The organism is Acaryochloris thomasi RCC1774 (assembly GCF_003231495.1).
In the GTDB taxonomy this organism is placed as follows: Bacteria; Cyanobacteriota; Cyanobacteriia; order Thermosynechococcales; family Thermosynechococcaceae; genus RCC1774.
The window spans coordinates 1-16218 of sequence record NZ_PQWO01000046.1 but is presented as its reverse complement, the minus strand read 5'-3'; the positions used below and the strand labels follow the sequence as shown (position 1 = coordinate 16218).

Here is a 16218-nt window from a genome sequence, read left to right as displayed (position 1 = left end):
TACCACCGGCCACCTCGAAGACTTTGCGACCCCCTACCTTGATCTCCACATCTCGCGTCAGGTCGGCATGGGAATATCCCTGAGCCATGCCGGTGGCAATTTTCAGGTAGTCTAAATCATCTTTGGGAATGGCTCGTATCGCGGGGCTGTCAGCCAAACCCTTATAGACTTCTTCACCCACCCGCACTGACACTTCAGGGTTGGGGCCGATCTTTGCCTGGATGTCGGGAGGCGCGTGATGCTTCCACTGCTTGAGCAATAGCAACAGCAGCGTTGCGGTCTTTTCAGTCGTCTGTCGCGTTTCGGATTCTGCCGATCGTGCGGATGTCGTATCTACTCTTGGGCTTTGGCTAGGCATTAGTCTGCTCCATGAAAACGATTGTCGTAATTATTTTCCTTTTGCCATTGCTTTGTATAAATCGGCTCATAGTATTCTTGGGCTTCGGAACGGCTGGCAAATTCATCCAGAGGTTTTACATAATCGGGATAGTTAACCCCAAGCTGATCCAAGGCTGCTAAATCCCAGGAATAGAGATCAATGTTGTCACCAAGATCTAGGGAAACTGTTGTTGAAGCTAAGCGCTGCTCCATTTGTTGTTTGCCGCCCATAGTTTCCATATCCCTAGACCAACTTGCTTTTGCAAGATCTACAGCAACTGCGTAAGGAACATGATTACCAAGAATGGGATGATCATCCCCTGGATAGGTGAGAGCCTTGCATCCGGCATTATCGACTTGAACGACATTCAGGTGATAGTAGCCATCGGGATCTTGGCTATCAACCAGTTGATAACGAACGCCTGCTTCCGATGACTCCCCAATTAGTGTGTGTGTCCAACCTTCGGCCCTACAGTCTTTATCTACCGGAATCTCAGGGCGATTGTTGCTACTAGAACTCGCTGGAGTGCTGGTACCGACAAGCACTCTCACCATTGCGATGGAAATAGCGAGCAGAAGAAGAAGAATTCCAGCACGTTTCATTTTCATAGATAATCCTCAGAAATTGATGTAGCCATTGGGATCTACTGCAGTGCCACTTGGGTTCAGTGTACTGACGTGAAGATGAGGACCAGTGGAAGATCCTGCTAAAGGTCCAACACCTCCACTTTTGGCAATACTTTCCCCTTTCTCTACCTTCTGCCCCTCCTTCAACCAAACTTCGCTTAGGTGAAGATAGGAGTATGTCCAGCCATCACAGGCTTTGATCTTCACAAAAAGTCCATTAAATTGAGCAACCCTAGTTTCGACAATTGTGCCTGTTTGTGCAGCTTGAAGTGGAGTACCCATAGGGGTTCCAATATCTACTCCCTTATGGAAACTAGAGCAGGTAGGGCAGGGGCGAGGGCGAGGGCCATAACCGCTCGTAATCCGATAACCCGCACCAGGACGTAGAGGCGGTCCTTCACACTCCTCTTCCTCGGCAGGGGACGGCTGCGTACTCGACTGCCCCTGCTCAGACGAGCCAAGCTTCGGCGGATTAATGCCACTGATCGGGCTACTGGCTCCCCCTTCTGCTTTACGCGGATCCGTTTTATCAACGTCGGCTGTGTCCTCCTTCGATGGACTGCCGTTGTTCGCGGGTGCCCCCGTCAGGGCCATCACGGGAATAATCCCGGTCTCTTTGAATGGCAGAAAGGGAGTAGACAAGATCCCACCTGTAACGCCATAAGGGGTACAGGCTTTCGTCACCCCAAAGCTCCGCTCACAATATCGGTAGTTCAGCCGCAACTGGCCTTTACCCTTCTGTTCGGTCAAGTCTGAGGCAGAGACCTTGGCAAAATCACCGAAGGGAAGCTGGCCGGTCGGTTCGTAGCCGCCCACCCAGTTGCTCTCTTGACCGGCCCAGCCCCCTTTAACCTTCTGGAAGTCACCGGCAATATAATGCTTACCGTGATAGCCAAACTTGCTCAAGTTACCGCTGGTGGTGTGAGCATTGGTCATCTCTAGGTAGGCACAGGGCTTCTCGCAAGGGACCGACCAGCTATTCTCCTGAACAGACCCGGTAATGGTGTCTCTACGCGTCGATTCCTTATCGCCGTAGACAATATCCACTTTTGCCCAGAACGGCTGCTTGAGAGCAGTGGGGTAATTGCTCAGCGGCAGATCCTCTAAGCCGGGAATCCCATAGATCTCTGACCATCCCGCACGGTCAAAGTGATCAAGGGGCGTATTGGCTAGGTTGGGGATATCGTGGATTGAGTAATCCACCAGCTTGTCAACATCGAGGGTCTGGGAGAGGGCTTCAGTCGGTAAATTGACGATCAGAGAATCGGCATATTGACCGCCCAATGCATCAAATATCGGCTTTACATCGGCAACTCGATAGTTCGGCAGTTCGGGAACCGCATCGACTAAATGCTGAAGGGTTTGCCATTTGACTGGGAAAAAATCATCCAGGGTGTAATCGCCGGGACTAATCCCGATGGCATCACCAATCTCATTGAGCGTCAGATCTCCTGCCCCCAGGCTATCCATGATCACACCCAGCGGCAGGTAGTCAGCAGGAGATTCACCCCGCTCCCAGTGGACAGTGGGACCACCAGGGATCTCGATTGCACCATTGGTATCGGTGGCCGGTAGCTGGCCGAACGAGAGATTGTCTAACGTTGGCCTCTCGAAGGGGTCTACAATCGCGCTGGCCTGAAGGGTCGTCAGCGCAAGCGTTATCACTCCTAATGAAGTAGCTGCTAATCGGTTCATTGGACAACCCCCTGACTCACTTGAAGGGGCATTACACCGGCCAGTTTTCTCAGAGCCTTCAGTTCAATCCCCGACCACTTGGAGGCAGTCTCAATCGAATTTCCTCGCTTGAGAATCAGGACCGCGTTATTGACCTGCCGATACTTCCAAGAGCGGTAGGGATAGTCCTCAGTATTCTGGTGCAAACCTTGTTTGATGGCGTGGGCTAGCTCGATGGGTGTCAACTCCCCTAAGGAATCTTTTACCTCTACTGAATCCTCAATGGCTTGAGGGGGTTGCTCCTCAGGTGTGATCACTACAGTGGTTTGTGTTTCAGCACCACTCTCAGGTGTCGCTTCAGTCTCTGTAACTGTCTGAGGCTGTGGCTCCGGAGCGGCGGCGACCTCCTGATCGACCTGAGGTTGAGGAGATTCCACAGACGCAATATCAGTCTCTTTGATATCCCCTAGCTCAGCTAAGAATTGTTTGCTCTGGGCATCGATGTCATCAAACCGGGCCAGAAAGGTTTGCTGCTGCGCTTCTACCTGGGCCAGAATCTGCTCCTGCTCCGATAACTCATTGGTGTTCGACTCAACCTGCTCTTCTAGAGCTGCTATCCGCTCCCTGACAGCCTTCAGCTTCTCATCCAGCTCAAGAGCAGGTGTTTTAGCAACTTCTGAAACGGGAGTGACGGTGGCCTCAGGTGGTGCTTCCGCAACAGGAGTAGCAGCAGTCTCAGGTGGTGCAGCTTCAGGGGTCGGGGCCTGGGCGATAGGGGTCGTCTGCCCCAAATCAGTCAGCTTTTGCAGCACGTTGGACTGAACGCCGGTTTGACGAGAAGCATCACCTTCACTGGCACCCTGCTCAACAGCATCAATCCATTGGTTGACGGCAATATCGAGGGGAGAACCTGCCGGTATCTGACCTTGAATATTGGCAAGGCTCAAGCCACTCCGCACCAAATCTGACGGATAGTTCGACGTTTGCAGGGCAGCATCAGTCGCTTTTCGAGCCGACTCCGCTTCAACTTGAGGGGCATCCTCAGTGATTTGAATGGTCCCTTGACTGCCCTTCTTGCCGACATGCACCGAGAAGTTGAGCGTCTGGTACCCAGAGCTGCCCTGAACCACCAAACCCATGCCTGTCTTTCCAGGGTTCTGACCCACAATCCGCAGGATGTTCATGCCAGGGCTGAATTTATCGCCAAGGGTTAGTACAGAGCCATCGTCAATGGAGTAGGTGTAAATCGGCATAGAAGCCGGGAGCTGAATGTACACCCCTTCACTAGGGTTGAGATGAACTTTCGCCTTCTCTGCTGCTTGCGATAGGGTTAACCGCTGAGTGGCCTGCGCCGGTAATGCTGCCGATAAAGCGATGCTGGTTGCAGCTCCAGCGACAACTAGAGCCGGTATATTTTTGCTGAACATGCTTTCTACCTCGAAATAAGAGTGTCTTGCTCGAACGTGATCTCAATGCTGCCGGTGGGGATGAGTACTGAAGCTTCCCTAGGATCTTTGGGGTTAGGGGGCCGTGAGGTTCTCGTCGGGTCGCTCAGCACCAGCACATCTCTCGCACCATTGCTGATCGTCCGGTTGCCCCCCACCTGATCTCGGACCCAGCTCTCTCCGGCATCCTGGGCAAAGCCGGTGATCATCCGGCCTAGGCCACTTTGGAAGAAGCCCTTTTTGGGCTTACTGCCTTTGGCCCGCATCAGTTTTCCATTGCCCCTCAAAATCCGAGTTGAACCAGGGGGTATCTCAGCCCCATTGAGTGCGATCACTTCTGCTTCAAAGGAACCCCCTGGGGCTAGCTGAACAATCTGCGCCAAGACTTTGGCTCCCTTCGGAATTCCCGCAATTTCCTCGCGGGTAATGGCAGTAAAGGTGGCGCTATCGGAGGCGATCGCTTCTGACTGGATATCTGCCTTGAGCGTGGTACCGGAGGGGATGGTGGCTAGGGTCTGGCCCTGAAGGAAGGCGCTCTGTTGGGTAGACAAGGGCGAATTATCGGCATAGCTCTCGTTAAACTCAGGCTCCTGGGACACCAGCTCAGTCTCAAAATCAGCTTGATTTGGCTGCGTTGGAGGTGCTTGGGTCGCAGGCAGTTGACCACCATAGACCGGAGAGCGATCCACGGGTTCAGCTTTGGCGACGACCGGAGCTGGTGCTGGCCGGGGTGCAGATTGAGGGGCTGGGGCTGGACGACTAGCGGGTCGTGGTGGGGGTGGAGCTGGACGAGCGGCTATTCGAGGGCGCGGCGGGGGAGGACGATAGGTTCTGGGCGGGGGAGCAGGCGATGATGAGCGGCTAGCGGTTGACGGACGAGCGGGGGGACGCTGGGTAGAGGTTTGTTTCTCTGCCTTCTGACGCTTCTTCTCTTCCTCTGCCAGTCGTTCTGCGGCCAGCTTCCGCTCGATGTTGCCTTTCTGAACGGCGCTGTTGATGCGATCGCTGTTTTGATTGATCTCTGCTTTAGTGACAAACTCAATTCGTTCGGTTTTCTCATCCTCCTTAGTGAGCTTGACGCCTTTGGCTGAGTTGTACCACATCATCAACAGACCGAAGGCAACCGCTGTACCGGCCATCACCACAGCCATCTTTGTCCAAGGCGTCTGCATCGGATGCCGTTGGGTCCGCGCTTGCTCAACCTCTAGATCTTCAGCATCAAAGTCCTCCGGCAGCAGCGACTCTTCATCTTCGTAATGATTGGAGTGGTCTGGAATATCGATCGATATAGGGGAAGTATCGACGCCTTCTCCGCTGCTTTGTTCGACATCTGGCTCATCCAGCTCAGCTTCTGACCCTGGATAGAATTTAATTTTCTCGGTCATAGCTCAGATCCTCATCAACGGTAGGGTCATCAATTTCGATATCGCGGATGGCGTAGATCAGCAGGCCATAGGCTCTGATTTCGTTGCGATGCCCCTCAAACTCATTGGTGGGCACCGGCAGCTTATCTCGGTGGTCTGGGGTGATATACACCGTCTGATTGAGGCCGATATTCTCCGGTCTGGCGGTGCGGGAGGTGATCACCAAATCTGACACGATGGATACTTTCCAGCCCCCGTCTTCAAGGGGGATGGGCTTCGACACGGCCCGAATGTTGATCAGTTGCGAGAAGTCCCCTGCCCGAATCGAGCGGGCATATCTGCCGTAGTTCTCCGCTAGCTCGTCGAGGACACCGGCTCGAAACTGGCCCTCGGGCGACAGGCCAAACTCTGCAGCGGCCATTCGCAGCGGGATATTCACCTTGCCCCGCTGGTAGCCCGTCTCTGCCTTGAAGCCAGCGTTGGCCGTCGTCACCTTCGACCAGTTATACAAAGAGCCGTACATGGTCTCTACAAACTCTTGGATGGCTTTGGGGTCTCGATAGTCTGGCCCCTTTTGCTCTGCCTGGAATGCTTCGCCATTGGCCCGCTCCACCAGCACTGGAGGGCGGCTCGATAGGCGTAAGTAGCCCATCCCCAGCAGCAGCACACCCAAGGCTGTGAAGATTTGTAAGCCTAGGGCAGCAGCTACAAACTTATGGAAGTTACCCTGCCGGGTGGCAGGGGACTTCCGCAGTGGTTCTGAGGACTCCTCAGGTGGTTCTGTTGTCCGCCTGGGGCGGGTTAGGGTTTTTAACACAGCACAACTCCTAGACTTGCTATCTATCTATTGCAAGTCAGGTGATTTGCTGTAATTGGGTGGGAAATCAGGCTGGTTTTGGTTGCCTGATAGCCCTGTGTGTCAAATTAGGGGTAGCAAATGAATCTGGTAATGAAATGACCAGCACACAGGTAAGTAGCACACCCCACCAACAGCTCTACAACACTGACTTTGTTGAGTGGGCAGATCAGACTGCAGAGCTACTGAAGCAGGGTAAATTTAGTGAGCTAGATATTGAGAACCTGATTGAAGAGGTTGAGGACTTGGGCAATAGGCACAGAGACGCGCTAGAAAGCCAACTGACGCGACTGCTGATGCACTTGCTCAAATGGCAGTATCAACCCGATAAACGCTCTGGTAGCTGGAGCGGATCTATCCGAGAAGCCAGAAAGCAAATTAGAAGATTGCTGCGGAACTATCCATCACTCAAGAATCATCTGACGGCAAAGTTCGATATCTGCTACCAAGATGCCGTCGAAGATGCAGCCGATGAGACTGGGCTTCCTTTAGAGACCTTCCCGGCAGACTGCCCCTACACAGCAGAGCAGACGCTCGACAGTGAATCTTTGCCAGAAAAGTAGTTTCACTCGTATCGAACGGTTGCTATCCATTGATCAAAAACCTGCCGATTGGTCTTCTTGAGCTGAGAACGCAATGGAATCAAATACTCAGTGACGAGCTGATTGACCTGCTCTTCGGTATCGAGCCAAGCATTAATTGCTCTGTTATTTGCGATCGTTGGTACTTTGCAATCTTTAAGCTCCAGCATCGATAGATCTGCGATCGCACGGTAATGGTTGGCGACGTAGACTGGGCCATCATCAGGCAAAATTTCCTGGGCTGCTAGGATGGACGACATTTCTCGAACGCCGCGATCGCTGAGTGACGGAGTGGTATCGACCAGGCCACCAGCTCCAGCGACAGGGGCTGATCTTGAGCTAGTGAATTCCCCTTCGTCGAAGAATGCACTCAGGAAGTGCCATTCACCTGTATCTTCATCGGGCAACCGAAGGTTCAGCGCATGTTTGAAGGAGATGTATCGATCTGGGCTTGTCTGGGGGATTGCGATCGGGTGCATCGTAGGGGCAACTTGCGCTACGGAAGATTGATATTAATACCTTCAGCCCTAGCAGAAAGAGCGAATGCCTGTGCAGCCTTGGTTTCGCCCTGAGCCACTGCTTGTTTTATAGCCAGTGCAAAGTCTTGAGCCGCAAGGTTACGTTTACCCATGTCAGCTCTATGCATTGCCCTTTTCCAAACTATTAAATACTCATGCTCAGGTCGAGAATGTTTAATTGCCATTGTTAAAGATTGATCACATGCGGAATACTGCTTCAACTCACAGTGGGCAATGCCTTTGTCATGCCACGCATTAGATAAATCAGGCTTGAGCTTCAATGCTTCATCCAAATGAGGGATGACCTTCTCAGGAGACCGCTTATGATAAAAACCTGCAGTTAGGTGTAAATGGAGAACACCTGTTGCCGCCAATCGTTTCAACATGGGATCGCGAGTCGTTTCAAATGTCTCCCAATAAAGTGGGAGCGCCTCATCAAATCGCTGTTCCGAGACCAGTTGCTGCGCCCCAAGAAACGTCTGCATCGTTCTAGGCAAACGATCAGACTCGCCAGCCACTACTGGGGCCGCAAACATCAGCGGGAGAATTGCTAATACAGAGCTAATTCGTTTCAGCACAAAGCCTCCAGGAACAAATACAAAAATAATAGATCAGAGAAGGCAGAGAGAAGGAGAATCCAATGAGCAACCGAGGTATAAACAACTATTTAGCAGGGTACTTTAACGGGCATACATACTTCACATTTATTCGGCTATTATGCACATTTCCAGGTATAACAGCATCTGTGCTCTTATACCTATATGTCACTATAGTTTATCCAGCAGCAACAGAGGCTAGACATCTCACTTGGTCAACGAAAGATTTAAGATATTTAAAGAGCGAAAAAATCACCCTGAAAGAAAAGTGTGAGCGGAGAAATATGTCTACGCGCACAGGGAATTACGTCAGGGATCTCATGTGTAGCCCTACTGAGCGCTGGTACTTGAAAGAAAAAAGAGCAATCAGAACTACCGTCGTGGCTAATGACCTAGGATTGAAAGAATGGAGTTCCAGAGGCAGGAAGCTCAGGTCGGAGTACCGCGAGAGACGTCAATGGGAAAAACGAAATCCAGACCACCCCAGCATCATGAAGAGCAACAACGCCTCTCCTCGACCTGTTTACGACAAAGAAAAAGGCTGGACGATCAAATAGCCCTCGCAACCTTCACGGCAACACCCGCCACAGAACCAGCCGCTCCAATAATTCCTTGAACAACAGATAGGCCACCGCCAGCAAGCATCCCAAAAGCAAGTAAGGGGGCCAGAAAACCAACCAACATGGTAAACCATATCCCTCCACCTATTCCTCCGGCATTGATATAGATCAGACTAGATATGCCAATAAGTATGGTGTACAGGAACTTGACCAACGCGAATTCAAACATCTTTAAGAACCAAGCAACAAGTGGTCCAAAGCCTTCTGAAATAGACCTTGCTACGGCAAGAGGAAGTAACAATGAAGTTACAAATAGGACAACCTCAAATAGTATCTGAATGGCACCTTGGAGGCCCGTAGATATAAAAAGAAATAATCCAGTAATTTGGTTCTGAACAAAAGATAAACTAATATCTCTAAACACTTCAGGAATAGTTGAAAGACTAAATCCATCATCCAAGATATTCGATGAAAATTCCTCAATTCGGTTGCGGTAAAATGCGATCCATCCCGCACCAGGATAGTTTCTTTCCTCAATATCTAAAATAGCCTCAGATTGCTCAATTGCATCTTCTGCACAAGCCCTGCTATCAACAACTGTTTCTTTATTACATTCTTCAAATATTGATGACAAAACATTTGGCAAAGCATCAGCATCGCCTGCCTCACCAATCGTTTCCAGGATACCGAAGGTTTCATAGGCGTTGGTGCTGAGCTGATTAAACTCATTTCTCAGGCCATAGGCAACATCAGCCATAAAAGTTATTTGACTAATTACTCCCATCATCACTAGAGGGATTACTGCACGTTGCCAAGTGAAATACCCCCAATCAATTTGCTCTTGCACCAACTCCATACCAAGAACAATAATTGAAATAACAGCGATTGCAACAGACAGTTGGCTAAGAAGTGTCATAAACAATGGAAGCTGATCTTCCCATATATCTTCAACTGAATCTGACACTGCTTCTTGAACGGCTGTACCGGCTTCAATGATTACATCAATTGGGCCTTGAGCCGTCGCTTCATGTGGCAAAACGAGGTAAATCAAAGTAATAAATGCTACTAGACAGAGACTTAAAAATAGTTTTCGATTATGATGATTTCGCCAAACCGTTTTCGACTGGCCAATGTACTCTGATGGTTCAACATAAAGGAGTTGATCAGATGTGAGGGGAGAATATTCAAACATCACTGAATCCTATGAATTGTGCTAGGAGGAAAAACGTGCGTAGCGTGCCGCCTGATTTGCACCGGCGGGGGATCATTCCTAAGCAAATCAAAGTCAAACCACAAACCAACAGCATCAATAAACAATACAAGTCCAAAAATAATGACACTAATGAAAACAACTTGAAACCACCAAGGCATTGCAAAAATCTGTGGAAGAGACTTGAGTAGCTTTTGAACTCGCTTTCTATCGTTCTCTTTTTCGGATAACTCATCCTCACTCGACAGTGTTGTCAACTGTTCGAGCAACTGGGTATAGGCGGGAGACCCAGGCTCAACTCGCGTCATTTCCTGAAGCAGCATTTCTGTCACTCGCTCTCGATATGCAGCAGAGCCTTTAGGAGCCTTCTGGGGTCTTTTGAACATATTCTTAGCGCCCCTGTTAACAGAGGCGCAATAGAGGTACAGAGGAATCTACCTCGCGCCTGTTGGCTGCAGGGCGGTTAAACGGCCTTTGCTGGCATTGAGCAGGCTGTAAGCTTCTTTAGAGCTACTGCCCTGATTTGCTATTTTCTCAAGAGACCCATCGATATTTGAGAGCAATTGATTAGTCTGGGCCTGCTTCTGAGCTGCAGTAATCTGACCTGACTTGATATCGCCGAGGATGTTGTTTTGGGTCTGACCCAGAACCGCCTGATATTTAGCGACATCTTGGGTCACGGTAAAGTCCATCACAGATGTCAGCGCTTCAGCCTGCTTCTGATTCGTATCCCCTGTATTTTGGATACTGGCCTTTGCAGCAGACTGAGCTTCCTGGGACAGGGTATTCTTAGCACTGGCGCTAATGGCAGCACGTTGAAAGGATTGCTCCTGAGCTTTAGATGCCATGTTGGTCATGATGCCGGTACCATCCTCGATCAGCCCCCGAAGGCTATCCTGACTGTCCTCAGCAGCGCTTTGCAGGTCAACACTACCTAGCTCACCCACGTAATCCTCGACATTTCCTGCGGCAGCAATGTCTAGCTTCTCCTTACCGAGGATGTCAGAGAACATATCTTGGGCAAACACCTGAGGACTTTCAAACCCAGTGACAGCAGTAAAAGCACCTCGGAAAAGGTCACCGCCTACGCCGCCAACTTCTTCGGCAAAGCCGCCGAGTCTTGAGCCGAAAAAATCAGCAGCCTGAGCATTCTGCCCGATACCCAGCGATACCGGAATGGCGATCGCACCAATGAGTGCTAGTTTTCGTATTCGTTTTCGTTTCATGGAGTACTCCAGTAAATGTGGACGTCCACTTATTCATTGCAAGTGGAGCTTGAGTCTGGAATCAAAGGGGCTAGCGGGTCGCTATGGAAAGCCTGTCTGTCGGCTGCGGACAAGAGAGGTCTCAACGTCCGTCTTGGCTCTGTTGATGGCTTGACAGATGGTTGATGCAGTTGCGGATCTTCGCGTTCCACTTGCTCGTTAATGTTCTGCTTGCTCTGCTGGTTCCAATCAACTGCAGAGAGACCACCAATCAAAGCTGAGGGCAGCACAACTATTGCCAGAGTAAGCAGCAAAACATTGGTGATGAGATCGATAATGTGAAACATACTTGCTCCCTTCTACGAACCCTTAAGCCGCATCATCAGTAAAGTTACCCGCCAACAACAGAGGCCGTTTCTCGACCTGTGGCAGTACCTCAGGCTTCACTTCTTCTTCATCCTCGTAGAACTTCTGGCCCGTTTTGATGGACTCCCACAGCAGCGCTGTGAACTGCTCTAGGGCTTCGTACTTGTCCGATACAGCGGCAAAGACCTCATCACGCTTGCGCTCTTCATCGGGGTTGTTGGCTAGCAGGGCCAATCGCTCCGGTGTGTCATAGTGACGCACTTTCGTCTTTGCCGCATCGTCGATAATCAGCCAACGAGAGTACAGGTCACTGGCATTGAGCTTGAATTTTGTATTCTCTCGAATCAGCGCTTCTGGGTAGCCCAAGTACTTAACGAAGGAAGCCACCGCACTCGGCTTGATAAACCCAATTAACACCATCGTTAAGTTCTGCAGGATTTGAGAGCCGACTGGACTCTCACCGATGCTATCGACATCCTGAGCCGACAACAGCACCCGAATGCCAGACTTACCACCGTTGGCCGTTAGGGTCGCAATCAGCCGCGCAATCGCATCAAACTTAAACAGAATCGGGCTTTCGTCAATAAAGAAGATGCTCTTGTCATGCTCTAAAGACCGACGCAGGGCAGCAGCGTAGGCAGACAGCGCCAGTACTGCAGCATCTTCTTCTGTGCCCAAGTTTCGCAGGGCAAAAACGATCATCTTGGCATCGGTGGGGAAGCTCGATGGCTGGCTGATAGCCTTACCCACTGAGCTATGGAGCCAGTACTCTAGCCGCTGATTGATCAGACCCAGCGCTTTATCGTTGTCTTCTGTATTGCCCTTGATATCAGGCAGTCGTGCCTTAGAGCAAAATGCCTTGAAGTCTCGTAGAGTGGGTGTCTCCTTCCAATCTTCAGAGCCAAACCCGCCATCCATCGCCTTCTGGTATCGAGCCTGAATGCCAGGATCAGAGAAAAACTCCCTGAGCGCGATGCCAAAGATCGTTCGCAGCGTCATCGTCAGCTTCTCATCCTGACTACCGCTGTTAACCAGCAGCAGCAGCGCACCTTCCAGGAACTCTCGAAAGCTGTTAAAGCGCTGCTTCTGTTCCTTTACGGTGAGATGTCGCCAATCAGGAGCTTCAAAGATGTTGTTTGATTCTTCGGCAATATCAAAGTACTCTGCGTCCGGCAAGAAGGCGCTGTAATACTTATAGGTACTCGAACCATTGCCTTTGGGGTAGTCCAAAATGACGGTGGGAATATCATTAGCTAACCCGTGGCTCAAAATGCCACCGATAGTAACAGACTTGCCCCCACGCTGGGTCGCAAAGAAGCCCATATGCTGATGCTGCTTATACAGGTCCACACAGACAGGTGTGCCACACTCAGCGATGAATTCATACCCGCTCAAGGCCGGGGTGCGAGTACGGAGTAGCGGCGCAAGACCGGGCACCTCACTACTGAAGTACATGCTGCGGCGGTCGGTGGGCACCTGGGCCAGCATCTTTCGCATCACCACCGGAAACGTATCGAGCCACAGCCGCCATGCAATCTGCTCCTCGCGCTCGACCGCTGCCGGTGAGCGGAACATCTTCGAGAGCTTGTCGCAAGCCATATCAAGCTGGCGCGGGGTTTTGCGATGGACCAAAAAGACCGTCGAGACGTAGTAAGCCACCTCACCATCGAGGAGGGCATCGGTGGTTCCAATGGCCGCTTCTTTGCTCTTTTCGGCCAGACGATTAATCTTCTTCTTGTTATCGGCGTTATTGGCCTGACGATTGGCTCCTTTGGCGAGGTCGGTTGCCCCCTGCAGCGCCTGCTTCTGATTGGCAGGCCGCAGCTCAGTCACCACTTCGCAGTCATGCCAATCATCGGCGGTGATCGGCTTCCACAGGTACTGGAGCTGCTGCTGGGGGGTCGCCCATCCAAAGGGTTTCTCTTGAAAGACCAATACTCCCGTAAACTGGCCCCTGTTGCGAATCCAGCGCGGATCTAAATCAGGTACATTCTCCTTGAACAGATGGCCGGTAAAGTGGGCCTGGGAATGGTAGATCTCTTCGATTCCCTCTGGGGTATACACAACCCGTTGGGGCAGCTCCGGCGCTTCCTCTCGGTTAAAGCGATACCACAGGTCTTCCCACAGATCATCGGCAGACAGGGGCGTGACGGATATCTCTAGCTGCTGCTCGAAGTACAGCAGCCAGTCCAGGAACCCATTGGCGTAGGCATCCCCGTAGAGGTCGGCAAACGCCTGCTGTGCCTTGATATCAACTTGGTCGGTGCACTTATCCCAGATGGACATAAGCTGCACCGATACTTTGTCGTACCAATCATCTTTTGCCTTTGCTTGATAAGGGCTGTAGGTGCAGTAGGCCCGCAGCGTCTTAGGCTGGCGGATGCCCTTCTGTGAGATCTGCTGCAGTCGTTCGAGTTCCTTTTGCAGCAGATACCTAATCTCGGGCGACCCGGCGCGTTGAAGGAGCTTCTGCAACTGGCGGGTGCGACGGTCGCAGTTCGATTCGGTGGTTAGCCTCAGGGTGAGGCTTTCACCCTGAGGGGCAGACTTGAGGCCAGCAGCAAGCTTATGGGTGGCATCTTCTAGGTCTTGGGGGGAAGCAAAGCTATGGATGCCTGACACCTCAAAGCCAAACACCAGTTGATAGACATCCGTATTCTTGATGTTGTCTCGCTTATGGAGTTGGTAAGCACCCACTTGGTGCTCCTCCATCTGGTAGTCAACAATCTCAGCGACGTTGAGGCAGTCTTCAGCGCCGACGACGGTTCCCTTTAGTCCGGCGACTTTTCTTCTGGCTTTGGTTTCTTTCATAGCTGCTGGGACTCAAGTATCGAGGAATAATCCGCATCAGGGTCGGGGTCTTGATGAACAGGCTGTAGAACTTCCAGCTTTTGGGACCGACTAGGAAGAAGTAGAACACGAAGCTCATCGCACAGAGCATCACGGCCACCGGCCAGTCGAGGTTGAAGGCACCCCTAGCCATCAATGCCAGGATGAAGCCCATGATGGACGGCACCACCATGTCTGCTGGAATTGGCCCCAGAGAAGCCTTCTTCCCCAGGGCTTTCCTAACGGTGAGAGGGTATTTGGCCACTACCCAGCACCATCAACGACTAAGGCAATCATGGAGTCAATGACGGTGATCGCCAGAATAATCTTGAGAGGGGTCTTAGCAATCTCGATCCACTCTCCCCCTTCTTCTGAACGCATGGCTCCGAAGACCCGGTAGGCAGAGACAGCAATATAGATGACATAGACAGCCAGCATGATGTTAAAGAGGAGGTCCGTCAGTTCGGTGGTGTCAGGGAACGAAGTCCTGAAGAACTCTCTGCCACCGTTAAGGAACTGCGCCCGCGCTGGAAGGGTGGTGAGAATATTGAAACCCAGGAATCCCATCACCCCGATTGTCAGACGGGCGGTGTATTTGGAGTAGCGCTTTGCAATCCGGGGGTAGGCCCAGATACAAACGACGATCGCGGAAAAGATCACATGCGGAATATACAGAGGACCAAGCATTGGTTTTTCCTTTGTTAGTAATGAAGAACTGGATTTTGGACACAAGTATGGGCAGTCTATCCAGGGGGCGGCGGTCTACCGAACCCTGGCGCAGAGACTGCCTCAACAGGACTGCTGGCACGCTGGACGGAATGGTCGCTAGACCTTTTCGAGTTCAAGCGAAATGCTGGCATTGCTCGACTAACCCGCTTTTGCACAGACTTAAGTAAGCCGCTGCTAAGCGTTCTCAGTCGGTTGAATACCGCTTGAATCGGGGTGGGACTGACAGCAGGAACAGGCTTGTGGCGAGTCACCTGTCCGGGTGTCAGTGAAGTTTTCAAAGACTGCTTGAAGCGATAGGCTTTTGGAAACAGCCGCCGCCGCAAGACTTGCATCGCAGCTTTCACTTCAGTTGCAACCTGATGCCGCGTGACGTTGAAGCGTTCGGCAATACTGACATAGGAGCGACCCAGCAAACGAAGGAACACCCACTTGCGGAGGAGGCGAGAAAAAGACTTCAGCGCCCTGTAAATGCGACGGCGGAGAGAGCGATTATATTGGGCCTCACTAATCCAGCTCAGGGGTTCAACAATTGGAACGCTGTAGGCAGAAACAGCTTTTTCGTAGGTTCGATGCTGTTTCTCTTCAGCTCTTTTCAGCTTTTGGATACTGTTTGAGACTGCATATTTGGCATAGGTGAAGAATTGAACGCCTTCTGAAAAGTCGAAGCGCTCAATGGCGACAGGGATTCCTTCAAATCCTGCCTGTAGGCAATCGTCATATTCAAGCCATGCGTATCGACTTGACCACCGCTTAGCGATCATCGACACGAATTCGTAGGAGGCAGAGAATACTCTGTCCCTGGCCCGCCGATCGTTGGCCTGGGCTGCTCGGATTAGTTCCAGTGGTGGGGATTTAATCATCGGCAATCCTGCACAAATGCGTGGCTGAAGCGCGTCATTGCGCTCAGCCGAACTTAGGAATTCTCGTTTGTTGAATCTGAACCGTTGGAGCTAAGCGCGATAGAAGTCAGACTCAAAACCACAAAGGCTTTCGCGGCGAAGGGGAAGAAGCCCCGAGCGTGTGGGAAAGATTGAGCAATAAATGACTCAGACCCGTTAATGAACAGAGCCTGTGCAGGTTTGGCGCTCGATAGGGTAGCCAGAAAGAAGGCAAGGCCAATAGAGACGGCTAGCCAGCAGCGATGCTTACCGCCACAGGCAATGCCTGTCGTATGTTGTGCAGGTATCATAGAAATACTCCAGTGTGGTGTTTTCCATACTTAGGAGACCTCCCCACTACCGCTCAAGCCCGTCAAAGTTCGTTCGGTAGTGGGGTATTAA

General features: G+C 51.4%; 18 protein-coding genes. 1 reads left to right on the top strand and 17 read right to left on the bottom strand.

Features of this window, described 5'->3' with window-relative positions:
* The 6 genes from C1752_RS27215 to C1752_RS27190 all read right to left on the bottom strand — a co-directional run.
* A partial coding sequence (locus tag C1752_RS27215; protein ID WP_146242469.1) for a hypothetical protein occupies nucleotides 1-358 on the bottom strand: 358 nt, incomplete at its 3' end.
* The gene (locus C1752_RS27210; protein ID WP_110989178.1) at nucleotides 358-987 is read right to left on the bottom strand and encodes a hypothetical protein; all 630 of its coding nucleotides are present in this window, start codon (nucleotides 985-987) and stop codon (nucleotides 358-360) included. The genes C1752_RS27215 and C1752_RS27210, both read right to left, overlap by 1 nt.
* Before the next feature lie 9 nt (nucleotides 988-996).
* Nucleotides 997-2700 carry a M23 family metallopeptidase gene (locus tag C1752_RS27205; RefSeq protein WP_110989177.1) on the bottom strand — a complete coding sequence of 568 codons (1704 nt, stop codon included), beginning with the start codon at nucleotides 2698-2700 and terminating at the stop codon, nucleotides 997-999.
* Nucleotides 2697-4106: a hypothetical protein gene (locus tag C1752_RS27200; RefSeq protein ID WP_110989176.1), complete on the bottom strand. Its 1410-nt coding sequence runs from the start codon at nucleotides 4104-4106 to the stop codon at nucleotides 2697-2699. The genes C1752_RS27205 and C1752_RS27200 overlap by 4 nt, the downstream gene beginning before the upstream one ends.
* Before the next feature lie 5 nt (nucleotides 4107-4111).
* On the bottom strand, nucleotides 4112-5509 hold the full coding sequence (locus C1752_RS27195; RefSeq protein ID WP_110989175.1) for a hypothetical protein: 1398 nt from the start codon (nucleotides 5507-5509) through the stop codon (nucleotides 4112-4114).
* Nucleotides 5493-6305, bottom strand: a complete 813-nt coding sequence (locus C1752_RS27190; protein ID WP_110989174.1) for a hypothetical protein — start codon at nucleotides 6303-6305, stop codon at nucleotides 5493-5495. Before C1752_RS27190 ends, C1752_RS27195 begins: the two co-directional genes overlap by 17 nt.
* Before the next feature lie 137 nt (nucleotides 6306-6442).
* Between C1752_RS27190 and C1752_RS27185 the strand changes: the two genes are divergently transcribed.
* On the top strand, nucleotides 6443-6907 hold the full coding sequence (locus C1752_RS27185) for a DUF29 domain-containing protein (RefSeq protein WP_110989179.1): 465 nt from the start codon (nucleotides 6443-6445) through the stop codon (nucleotides 6905-6907).
* A 2-nt stretch (nucleotides 6908-6909) separates the two neighbouring features.
* On the opposite strand, the gene C1752_RS27180 is transcribed toward C1752_RS27185, so the two are convergent.
* From C1752_RS27180 to C1752_RS27130, 11 genes are all read right to left on the bottom strand, one after another.
* Entirely contained in the window at nucleotides 6910-7404 is a 495-nt protein-coding gene (locus C1752_RS27180; RefSeq protein WP_110989173.1) for a hypothetical protein, read from the bottom strand.
* A 17-nt stretch (nucleotides 7405-7421) separates the two neighbouring features.
* Nucleotides 7422-8021: a tetratricopeptide repeat protein gene (locus tag C1752_RS27175; protein WP_146242468.1), complete on the bottom strand. Its 600-nt coding sequence runs from the start codon at nucleotides 8019-8021 to the stop codon at nucleotides 7422-7424.
* 567 nt (nucleotides 8022-8588) lie between these two features.
* On the bottom strand, nucleotides 8589-9791 hold the full coding sequence (locus C1752_RS27165; RefSeq protein ID WP_110989170.1) for a hypothetical protein: 1203 nt from the start codon (nucleotides 9789-9791) through the stop codon (nucleotides 8589-8591).
* On the bottom strand, nucleotides 9791-10195 hold the full coding sequence (locus tag C1752_RS27160) for a hypothetical protein (RefSeq protein ID WP_110989169.1): 405 nt from the start codon (nucleotides 10193-10195) through the stop codon (nucleotides 9791-9793). The genes C1752_RS27165 and C1752_RS27160 overlap by 1 nt, the downstream gene beginning before the upstream one ends.
* A gap of 48 nt (nucleotides 10196-10243) precedes the next feature.
* Nucleotides 10244-11035 (bottom strand): hypothetical protein, encoded by a 792-nt coding sequence (locus C1752_RS27155; protein ID WP_110989168.1) that lies wholly within the window; start codon nucleotides 11033-11035, stop codon nucleotides 10244-10246.
* A gap of 29 nt (nucleotides 11036-11064) precedes the next feature.
* Entirely contained in the window at nucleotides 11065-11361 is a 297-nt protein-coding gene (locus C1752_RS27150; protein WP_110989167.1) for a hypothetical protein, read from the bottom strand.
* 22 nt (nucleotides 11362-11383) lie between these two features.
* Nucleotides 11384-14191: a putative type IV secretion/conjugal transfer ATPase gene (locus C1752_RS27145; RefSeq protein WP_110989166.1), complete on the bottom strand. Its 2808-nt coding sequence runs from the start codon at nucleotides 14189-14191 to the stop codon at nucleotides 11384-11386.
* A complete protein-coding gene (locus tag C1752_RS28200; protein ID WP_146242467.1) occupies nucleotides 14130-14474 on the bottom strand; it encodes a hypothetical protein in 345 nt (114 codons plus the stop codon). The genes C1752_RS27145 and C1752_RS28200 overlap by 62 nt, the downstream gene beginning before the upstream one ends.
* Entirely contained in the window at nucleotides 14474-14896 is a 423-nt protein-coding gene (locus tag C1752_RS27140; protein WP_110989165.1) for a hypothetical protein, read from the bottom strand. The genes C1752_RS28200 and C1752_RS27140 overlap by 1 nt, the downstream gene beginning before the upstream one ends.
* Before the next feature lie 56 nt (nucleotides 14897-14952).
* A complete protein-coding gene (locus C1752_RS27135) occupies nucleotides 14953-15798 on the bottom strand; it encodes a sigma-70 family RNA polymerase sigma factor (protein WP_110989164.1) in 846 nt (281 codons plus the stop codon).
* A 53-nt stretch (nucleotides 15799-15851) separates the two neighbouring features.
* Nucleotides 15852-16127, bottom strand: a complete 276-nt coding sequence (locus C1752_RS27130) for a hypothetical protein (RefSeq protein WP_110989163.1) — start codon at nucleotides 16125-16127, stop codon at nucleotides 15852-15854.
* Nucleotides 16128-16218: the final 91 nt, after the last annotated feature.

Coding starts and splice junctions, on each gene's coding strand:
- C1752_RS27200 (WP_110989176.1), bottom strand. CDS start 4,106: ATGTTCAGCAAAAATATACCGGCTCTAGTTGTCGCTGGAGCTGCAACC.
- C1752_RS27155 (WP_110989168.1), bottom strand. CDS start 11,035: ATGAAACGAAAACGAATACGAAAACTAGCACTCATTGGTGCGATCGCC.
- C1752_RS27210 (WP_110989178.1), bottom strand. CDS start 987: ATGAAAATGAAACGTGCTGGAATTCTTCTTCTTCTGCTCGCTATTTCC.
- C1752_RS27140 (WP_110989165.1), bottom strand. CDS start 14,896: ATGCTTGGTCCTCTGTATATTCCGCATGTGATCTTTTCCGCGATCGTC.
- C1752_RS27205 (WP_110989177.1), bottom strand. CDS start 2,700: ATGAACCGATTAGCAGCTACTTCATTAGGAGTGATAACGCTTGCGCTG.
- C1752_RS27150 (WP_110989167.1), bottom strand. CDS start 11,361: ATGTTTCACATTATCGATCTCATCACCAATGTTTTGCTGCTTACTCTG.
- C1752_RS27130 (WP_110989163.1), bottom strand. CDS start 16,127: ATGATACCTGCACAACATACGACAGGCATTGCCTGTGGCGGTAAGCAT.
- C1752_RS27180 (WP_110989173.1), bottom strand. CDS start 7,404: ATGCACCCGATCGCAATCCCCCAGACAAGCCCAGATCGATACATCTCC.
- C1752_RS27195 (WP_110989175.1), bottom strand. CDS start 5,509: ATGACCGAGAAAATTAAATTCTATCCAGGGTCAGAAGCTGAGCTGGAT.
- C1752_RS27145 (WP_110989166.1), bottom strand. CDS start 14,191: ATGAAAGAAACCAAAGCCAGAAGAAAAGTCGCCGGACTAAAGGGAACC.
- C1752_RS27165 (WP_110989170.1), bottom strand. CDS start 9,791: ATGTTTGAATATTCTCCCCTCACATCTGATCAACTCCTTTATGTTGAA.
- C1752_RS27135 (WP_110989164.1), bottom strand. CDS start 15,798: ATGATTAAATCCCCACCACTGGAACTAATCCGAGCAGCCCAGGCCAAC.
- C1752_RS27160 (WP_110989169.1), bottom strand. CDS start 10,195: ATGTTCAAAAGACCCCAGAAGGCTCCTAAAGGCTCTGCTGCATATCGA.
- C1752_RS27185 (WP_110989179.1), top strand. CDS start 6,443: ATGACCAGCACACAGGTAAGTAGCACACCCCACCAACAGCTCTACAAC.